This is a genomic window from Planktothrix tepida PCC 9214, from assembly GCF_900009145.1.
GTDB lineage: Bacteria > Cyanobacteriota > Cyanobacteriia > Cyanobacteriales > Microcoleaceae > Planktothrix > Planktothrix tepida.
Genome location: NZ_LN889773.1, coordinates 1 through 3,904 on the forward strand (window position 1 = coordinate 1; position 3,904 = coordinate 3,904).

General features: G+C 40.4%; 1 protein-coding gene. It reads left to right on the forward strand.

Translation table 11 applies throughout. The features are described 5' to 3' along the window. The coding region (locus PL9214_RS03020; protein ID WP_072717378.1) for a tetratricopeptide repeat protein at positions 1 to 3,769 on the forward strand (3,769 nt) is incomplete at its 5' end. Between the last annotated feature and the right edge of the window lie 135 nt (positions 3,770 to 3,904).

Sequence of the window (3,904 nt, forward strand, 5' to 3'; positions counted from 1 at the left end):
TTGGTGGAATGTCTGTAATGCGATCGCAATTTTCAATTCAGACAATGAATTAATTCCCGAATTGTCTCAATTTTATCCGACTCCTTTACCCGGATGTAAAAATTATGATTGGAGTCAACATCAGGTTTTTTCATTAGATGAGCTTCCACCCCTAAAGGTAATTCAAGGTCGTGTTGCTGTTTTATCAGGACTATCGGGAAATGTCTATTTTCATTGGATGGTTGATATTTTACCCCGAATTAAAATTTTACAAGAAAATGGCATTGATTTAAACACAATAGATGGGTTTTTAATTAATTCAAATCAACAACGCTTTCAACGAGAAACCTTAGAAAAAATTGGAATTCCGGCTGATAAAATCATAGAAAGTGATCAAGTTTCTTATCTACAAGCCTCTAGTTTAATTGTCCCTTCCTATCCGGCTTCGGTAGGATGGGTTGTCCCTAATACGATTAAGTTTTTGCGAAGCCTTTTTTTAACAGATGTTTTAGATAAAAAACAATCCTATCCTAAACGAATTTATATTAGTCGGAATCAAGCTCGATATCGACGAGTTTTGAATGAAGCGGAAATCTTAGAGTATTTGAATCAATGGGGTTTTGTATCGATAGAGTTAGAAACCTTGACAGTTCAAGAACAGGCTGATTTATTTTCGCAAGCTGAAGTCATTATCGCACCCCATGGGGCAGGATTAACAAATCTGGTTTTTTGTCAAGCGAATACCGTTGTAGTGGAGTTAGTTTCTCCCCATTATATTCGCCCTTATTATTGGCTAATTAGTCAGCAATTGGGACTGAAACATTATTCTATCCAAGGAGAAGCTTTAGGGTGTTCTTTCTTGCGACAACTGATGTATCCCACTCCTTTAGTGGAAGATCTGCAAATTAATGTTAAATCTTTAGAGACATTGCTTCAAGTTTCTGATATCCTAAAGGAAACAGTTAAATCTAACCATTCTTCTTGTGATACCAGACCCATGATATCATCCTCAAACCTTGATGTAACTCCATTAGAAAATGGGTTGCAAAAGGCGAAAGAGCATTTAACTCAAAAAAACTTTGAGGAAGCGATTTTAGCCTGTCAAAAGGTATTAAAAATCGATCTTAACTGTGCAGAAGCTTACACAATATTAGGGAATGCACTACAACTTCAAGGAAATTTTGAACAAGCTCAAGCTTCCTATCAAAAGGCTATTCAGTTACAGCCCAACTTACCAGAACCCTTGGGAAATTTAGGCAGCTTATATGCCAAACAACAGCAATGGGAATTAGCCGTTGAATCTTATCAAAAAGCCCTAAAATACAAGCCAGATTCTGAGAAACTGTATCAGAACTTGGCGAAAGTCTTAACAAAATTAAATCGGACTGTTGAAGCGACAGAATGTTGGTATCACGCTTATCAGTTGCAGCCAGATTTAGTGAGTGCCCAGGAACAGTTGAATTTAGGAAAAACTCTTTTAAGTCAAGAAAAAATAGAGTTTGCGATCGCTTGTTTTCGTCAAGCGTTAAAGCAAGAGCCGAACTGGGAAGAAGCTCAATTAACCTTAGAAAAGGCTCAACAACAATCAATCCAATCACAAGAAATTTTCAACTCGAATACAAAACCCTGTAGAGACGCTGTATGCTCTACAGGAAATGAAACAGAAATCTTAAAACAAGCGGAACAGGATTTGAATGATCAGTTATTCAAAAAAGCGATCACTCAATGTCAGCAGGTCATCGCTCAATCACCGAACCAAGGTAAAGCCTATGAAATTTTAGGAAAAGCATTCAATCAACTGGGACGTTTAGATTTAGCAATCAAAGCTTATCGGAAATTAGTTAAACTTCAACCCCAAAATGCTATTGCTTATACCAATTTGGGGAATTTATATGCCAAACAACAACAGTGGAAATGGGCGGTTCTAGCTTATAAAAAAGCGATCGCTCTTAATCCTAATTTAGCAGTTGCCTATCGAAATTTGGCTCAAGTATTAAATCGCACGGGAAAACAGGACATCGCCATCGAATATTGGTATCAAGGATTTAGCTTAAAACCAGAAGCCGTTAAACCGAAAGAACATTTAGCCTTGGGGAGTTTATTTTTACATCGGGGAAGATTAGTAGATGCGGCCATCTGTTATCGTCGCGCCATTTGGTTTGATCCCAACTATGCCGAAGCTCACCATAATTTAGGGGAAGTCTTAGCCGCTCAAGGACAATGGGATGAAGCGATCGCTCATTATCAGCAAGCCTTACAAATTAATCCCAAAGCTTTTGAAACTTATAATAGCTTAGGCAAAGCTTTTGTGGTTCAAGGTCGATGGCAGGAGGTGTTGAGTTGTTATCATCAGGCTTTAGAAGTGAATCCTCGGCTGTTAATGGCCTTGCAAAATTTAACTCAAGCCTTAATCCACAACCATCAAGCCTTACAGGAGAGTCAGACCTTAAACCCAATCTTGCAGATGCTGGCTGGAACATTTCTATCAGGACAAGTAGGGATGTATCCATCCGTACCAAGGCGTGAGTTGCAAAACAGTGATATTGGGGAAACGTGGACAACAACAGCCGTGTCTGTCAGTGAATCCCTCACGGAGTCAAGCCAGTATCAGCAAGCTCAAAAGCTATTTGAGCAAGGACAGTATCACGATTGTATTGACAACTGTGAGCAACTGCTTATTTCCTCTCCTCAAGAAGTAGCCGTTTATTGGCTATTAGGGAAAGCTTGGGTGGCCTTGGGGAATGGGGAGAAAGCCAAACACTGTTATCAACAGGGGATTAAGCTGCAACCTCAACAGGCAGAAGGGTATCTGAGGATGGGGGAAGTCTACATCCAGGAAGGAAACTGGAAAACTGCCATTGCTTGCTATCAAAAAGCGATTCAGTTTCAACCCAGTGCCTTCACCTATCAACAGTTGAGTTACGGATGGCAAGCGCTTGGTCATCGCGATAATGCCGAGGATTGTTTGTATGAAGCGTTACGATTAGAGCCGGAAAAGGTTTCAGTCCAGGACTGTTTGCAACTGGGGGATGCCCTCTGGCAACGAGGACAACGAACCCAAGGGATGATTTGTTATGGTCAAGCCTTAGTGAGAGATCCCCATCGGGCAATTCGCCATCCTCAGTTGGGAGAACGCTTACAACAACCTCAGTCAGAAGAACACAAAACGTTATCATTGTCTTTGACTAATCCAACTGTTGCTGTTTATAAGGGCAAGGGAAACGAAAAATATGCCGCTACTCACAAGCCTTCTCCTGAGCTTGTCGAACAAAATCAAGCGAAATTACTAGAACAAGCCGATCAGTATTTAAAGCTGGCTCAGTGGCAAGCTTGTATTGAGGTTTGTCGTCAAGTTATTGTACAGGAACCTCAACAGACAAAAGCTTATCGGTTAATGGCTCAAGCTTTACAAGGTCAAGGACAGATAGCCCTAGCCCAACAAATTTATCAGCAACTGCGACAACTTCAACCAGAAGATGCAGAAGTGCATGAAATCTTGGGAGATATCTATGCAGAACAGAAACAGTGGGAGGATGCGATCCAATCTTACCAAAAAACAGTTCAGTTAAACCCGAATTTAATCTCTGTTCAAGAAGCATTGGGAGATATTTGGTTAGATCAAGGACAGCCGGAAAAGGCGATCGCTTGTTATCAACAAGTGCTTCAAAAGTCGCCTGAGTTATGGGAAGTTCATCATAAGTTAGGCGATGTCCTCTGGCAACAAGGAGAAGTGGAAGCCGCCGTTGAAGCTTATCAACAAGCCGCAGGGTTATCTGTAGCAAAGATTTAAGGATTTCATATTAAATAAATAATTTATTTATATAGCAATCCTATTTGATTTACCGTAGGGGCAATTCATGAATTGCCCCTACGGTCAGGGTTTGAGTCATAGAGGTTATTACAACCGATTTAGACTTGCTATAGC